Source organism: Bradyrhizobium huanghuaihaiense (assembly GCF_007830635.1).
Taxonomy (GTDB): Bacteria; Pseudomonadota; Alphaproteobacteria; order Rhizobiales; family Xanthobacteraceae; genus Bradyrhizobium; species Bradyrhizobium huanghuaihaiense.
The window spans coordinates 1-4,481 of sequence record NZ_VLLA01000083.1 but is presented as its reverse complement, the minus strand read 5'-3'; the positions used below and the strand labels follow the sequence as shown (position 1 = coordinate 4,481).

4 protein-coding genes and 3 pseudogenes are annotated in these 4,481 nt (G+C 59.2%); 5 read left to right on the top strand and 2 right to left on the bottom strand.

All coding sequences use genetic code 11. The features are described from left to right. A pseudogene (locus tag IQ16_RS44760) lies at positions 1-157 on the bottom strand (IS6 family transposase); the annotation flags it as partial. A 243-nt stretch (positions 158-400) separates the two neighbouring features. Between IQ16_RS44760 and IQ16_RS44755 the strand changes: the two are divergent. Both IQ16_RS44755 and IQ16_RS44750 read left to right on the top strand, forming a co-directional pair. Continuing rightward, positions 401-2,263 carry an NEL-type E3 ubiquitin ligase domain-containing protein gene (locus tag IQ16_RS44755; RefSeq protein ID WP_011084490.1) on the top strand — a complete coding sequence of 621 codons (1,863 nt, stop codon included), beginning with the start codon at positions 401-403 and terminating at the stop codon, positions 2,261-2,263. Between the two features lie 149 nt (positions 2,264-2,412). Beyond that, a pseudogene (locus tag IQ16_RS44750) lies at positions 2,413-2,625 on the top strand (IS110 family transposase); the annotation flags it as partial. Between the two features lie 2 nt (positions 2,626-2,627). Here the strand turns inward: IQ16_RS44750 and IQ16_RS44745 are convergent. Next, positions 2,628-2,895 (bottom strand): annotated as a pseudogene (locus IQ16_RS44745) (transposase); the annotation flags it as partial. A gap of 26 nt (positions 2,896-2,921) precedes the next feature. Between IQ16_RS44745 and IQ16_RS44740 the strand changes: the two are divergent. The 3 genes from IQ16_RS44740 to IQ16_RS44730 form a co-directional block, all read left to right on the top strand. Continuing rightward, entirely contained in the window at positions 2,922-3,437 is a 516-nt protein-coding gene (locus tag IQ16_RS44740) for an ABC transporter permease subunit (RefSeq protein WP_028176066.1), read from the top strand. Then, a complete protein-coding gene (locus tag IQ16_RS44735) occupies positions 3,434-4,096 on the top strand; it encodes an amino acid ABC transporter permease (protein ID WP_011084494.1) in 663 nt (220 codons plus the stop codon). Before IQ16_RS44740 ends, IQ16_RS44735 begins: the two co-directional genes overlap by 4 nt. Before the next feature lie 165 nt (positions 4,097-4,261). Then, on the top strand, positions 4,262-4,481 hold a 220-nt coding region (locus IQ16_RS44730; protein WP_035718476.1), incomplete at its 3' end, for a transposase.

Genomic DNA, 4,481 nt, shown 5'->3' with positions numbered 1-4,481 from the left:
GCACGGTTTCATAGGTCACGCCAATGCCACGCGCCGCCAGCATTTCCTCGACCATGCGCAAGCTTAAGGGAAACCGGAAATACAACCAAACGGCATAGCTGATCACTTCCGGTGGGAAGCGATGGCGGCGATAAAGAGGGTCCTTGGCAGTCCGCATGCCGCTCGTCTACCCCCTCCGCCGCTCCAATTCGTTAACTTGACGGTACCCTCTGACCTCATCTGGCTCAAGCCGAAAGGCTGCACCGAATCGAAGCCGAACTCCTTCACAAATTGCGCAGATCGCTTCCTCAACATGGTTCAACGCTCGTCAGCTCGACGTAAGCTAAATGTCTTAGAGGCTGCAACGTTCGATGTGGGCCGAGAGGTCGCATAATTTGCTCAGTCCGACAAGGAGCAGGAAATGGATCCCTTTGATGCAGGGCAGGCTCAGCGCGGTAATGGCAGCACCGAATCTTCCGGCCGCGAGGACCGGGAAGGTGAGGAGGCGCAGTGGGTTGGAGTCTTGACCCACGCGGTGCTCGCCGCTGACGATCCGGCAAATCTCGGGGATTCTGCTCCTGCGGAGGGGGGGCACGACCAGATGCTGGAGGAGTGGGCTGCCGAAGAGGGGCAGAACCCGCTCGAGGATCGACAAGAGGCTGTAAGGCGAGTGAATGCTTGGAATCAGGGCGAGCTGAATCTTGCAATGCTGCGCCTCACCAGCCTGCCTCCACTTCCAGCCGGGCTCCACTCGCTCGACGCGTCCTTCAACCGGCTGACCAGTCTGCCCGAGACTCTCCCTGACGCGCTCAATTCGCTCAATGTTAATGGGAATCAGTTGGTCAGCTTGCCCGCGCTTCCGGCCGGGCTCGCCTTGCTGGACGTGTGGAGCAATCGGCTCACCAGCCTGCCTGAGACCCTCCCGGCCGCGCTCGAGGGCCTCAACGTCGGCAACAACCAATTGACGAGCCTGCCCGAGGCCCTCCCGGCCAGGCTCGAAAGCCTTGACGTTAGTGTAAACCAATTGACGAGCCTGCCCGAGACTCTCCCGGCCAGTCTCGGAAGCCTTGACGTTGGTGTAAACCAATTGACGAGCCTGCCCGAGACTCTCCCGACCAGTCTCGGAAGACTTTACCTTAACGATAACCAGCTAACCAGCCTACCCACGGGCTTGCTAACGCAGTTGGGGGCTGCTGCGGAGGTGGTTGTGTCTGGCAATCCGCTGCCCCAGGAGATGCTGATGAACCTGGACACAATCCAAAGTACCGATGGGTATGCCGGCCCGAGGGTCGTCTTTGATTTGTCTGAGACGCACGAAGATCAGTGGGAGGACGCCGCCGTTGCGCCGTTTCCTCTCGAGACAGTAGCTGCGGAGTCTCTTCCCGAGGCAGTAGCGGACTGGCTCAACGGGGATCCGAAGGAGGGCGATCCCGAGGTGGTGGCCAAGTGGCAGAGCTTTGCAGAAGAACCCGGTGCCCAGCAATACGCAGACTTCCTCAACGGGCTGCGGAATACCGTGAACTCTGGGAACGAAGGATTCCAGCAGGGGGTGGCCAATGATCTGCGGCAGGCAGCGGCCAACCCGCAATTGCGCGCGCAGTACTTCCAGCTTGCTCTTGACGCCAACGAGAGCTGCGCGGATCGCAGAACTTTGACCTGGAACGGCATGCAAACCGCGCGCCTGATCGCCAACGTCGAGAACGGGCTCTATGACAATAACGAGGGGGTAGCGGCCCTCGTTGATCTAGGCCGTGTCATGTTCCGCTTGGAGGCACTGGGGGGGATCGCGCGCGAGAAGGTCCAATCGCTCCGCACAGGCGGCACCATCAACAACGTCGACGAAATCGAGGTCTACCTTGCCTATCAGGCCACGCTGCGCGAGCGGCTGGGGCTGCAGCACATCGCCCCGGACATGAACTACTTCTACGACTCTCACCTCACCGAGGAAGACATTGACAGGGCTGAGACGTCTGTGCGGAGCAAGGAGGCGACGGGGTTCGCCGACTATTTGGCGACGGACTGGAAACCTTGGGACGATGTGGTGCTCCGCATTGAACCGGAACACCATGCCACGATGGAGGAAAAGCTCGCCGATGCCTTGGAGGAGGAGTTCCCGGGCCGACTGAAGCAAAAGCTCGTTGAAGCGGGACTGATCGGCGCTGAGGCCGATGTCGTTGCGGATGCCGAGCGGGAGTTCGGACCCCAGGTCAGCAAGGACATCGCTCGCGAGATCAAGGGTGCTCTGAGGGACACGGTGCTCAACAAACGCGGCCTCAGTCTGTGAAGCGGCGTCTGCTGCTTGACCACGCGGTCCTTCATCCAGATCGAAGGATCAAGCAACTGCCTGAGCGAGGTATTGGTTCAACCGCAGCGGCGGAAACTGAACTGCGACGGCTGATCAGCCATTATGCTGTGAAGCGGCAGTAGTGCTTTGGCAAGACCAAGGCCGTGACCGCCACGGCCCGGAAGATCGCAGTTCTGTTCTACAATGCTGTGCGATACGGAATGGACTATGTCGATCCCGGGGCCTCGTCCTACGAGACGCGCTACCGGACGCGAGTGGTCAACAATTTGCAGCGGCGTGCCAAGGCATTCGGCTTTGTTCACCTGCCCTTGGAGCCGAAAGTAGATGCTGCCGTTTCTTAGGAATCGTTCTCAAGCGTCAGCTCCCCGATCTTGGCGTGCAGCGTTTTCACGTCCCCCGCGGGCTCGCTCGTTCTGTTGCCACCGCGAGGACCAAAGACCTCGGCCGCCGCTTCCTGAAGCTGGGACTTCCACTGCGTGATCCGGTTCGGATGCATGTCGAAATGCTCAGCCAGCTCGGCCAGCGTCATCTCGCCCTTGATCCTTGATCGCCGCTAACGCCACCTTGGCCTTGAATGCGAGTGCGTGCTGCCGGCGGGCTCGTCTGCTCATCGTCTCTCCTGATTCGCGGGACAATCTTGCCCGCCGTCAGGCAGAAACTCCACTCATCGCCCTGTCCAGATTTCCGGAGCCAGCTCTTTCTGTTCTACGCGCTACCCGACATAGGCATCCGTCTGACGCCGTTCGAGACTTCCTGGCTAGCGCTCGCATTGTGGGGCGGTGCTTATCAAACGGAGGTCTTCAGGGCCGCATTCGAAGCTGTGCCGAAAGGCGAAGTGACGGCAGCTCGCGCTCTCGGCTTGCCGGCGTTCCAGACCTTTCTTGACATCACACTCCCGATCGCGTTGCGCATCGCGATCACCGGAACAACAACCACGGCGATCACGCAGTTCAGGTCGTCCTCCTTCATGATCGTCGTCGGCTATCAGGAATTGACCTATGTCGCCAACCGGATCGTGTCAGATACGTTTAAAGTGTTTGAGACCTTCGGAATCGCTTGTCTCATGTACCTGCTGGTGTGCAGCATCCTAAGCGCTTTGTCTCGTACGTTCGAGCGCAGGCTCGCGGTTCCGGGGCTGGGAGTAGTTAAATGACCAACTGGGTTTGGCCTGTCACCCTTTACCTTGGTAAGAGCCTTTTGGTTACTTTGTGGATCTCGCTGCTCACCGTCATTTTGGCGACAATCCTTGGTCTCCTGATCGCGGCGCTGTCGCAAAGCACGCTCACGTTCGCGCGCTTTGTCGGACGGCTTTACGTTGAGTTGTTCCGCGGCGTGCCGTCGCTTATGATACTCCTCTTCGTGTTCTTTGCCCTTCCGCAAATTGGTCTCCGCACGGGCCCACTCACGGCCGCAATAATCGGATTGGGGCTCTGGGGCGGGGCGAACATCGGTGAGGTCTTTCGAGGCGCCTTGGATTCAATTCCACATCGCCAAGAGCAGGGCGCCCGAGCGCTTGGCTTGAGCGCAACGGAAGCGCTTGTGTTCGTCATTTTGCCACAAGCATTTCGGCGTGCGTTGCCGCCCTACGTCGGGCAGCTCACCGTTCTCGTCCAGGCGAGTGCACTGACGTCCGTTGTTGGGGTGTCGGATCTCTTGGGATCGGCGCGTCAAATGATAGAAAGACTAGCGTATGTCGGAACCGGAGACTCACACGCCATCGAGATCTATCTGGGCGTGCTGAGCATATTCTTTGTGATCTGCTACGCGTTGAGCGGGCTGGCCAGTATGATCGAACGCTGTCTTCGAGTCTGAAAACAATTCCTAGTCGATCGAAACCTTCTAGGGAAAGGCAATTGCGCCGTTTGAGCGAACCCGCTCGACTCCATCGAGCGCTTTGCGCGGAGACATGTTCTAGGGTCTGTACCTAAATAGCGCCACGTGATTCTCTTGCCTACGTGTTGATTCGGGGGCGAGAGAATGCGCGCTGGTTTGTTTTGGCTGAACGACAGGCAATGGGCGCGTATCGAACCGCATCTGCCGAGGGGACTGACGGGGCCGGATCGGGACGACGACCGACGCATCGTCAGCGGCATCATTCACATGCTGCAATCGGGTGCACGATGGCGTGATTGTCCACGTGAATACGGCCCTTACACGACGATCTACAATCGCTTCAATCGCTGGGCCAAGCGAGGAC

Excerpts from the sequence above, each read along its gene's own strand:
- IQ16_RS44755 (WP_011084490.1), top strand. The coding sequence starts at position 401 with ATGGATCCCTTTGATGCAGGGCAGGCTCAGCGCGGTAATGGCAGCACC.
- IQ16_RS44735 (WP_011084494.1), top strand. The coding sequence starts at position 3,434 with ATGACCAACTGGGTTTGGCCTGTCACCCTTTACCTTGGTAAGAGCCTT.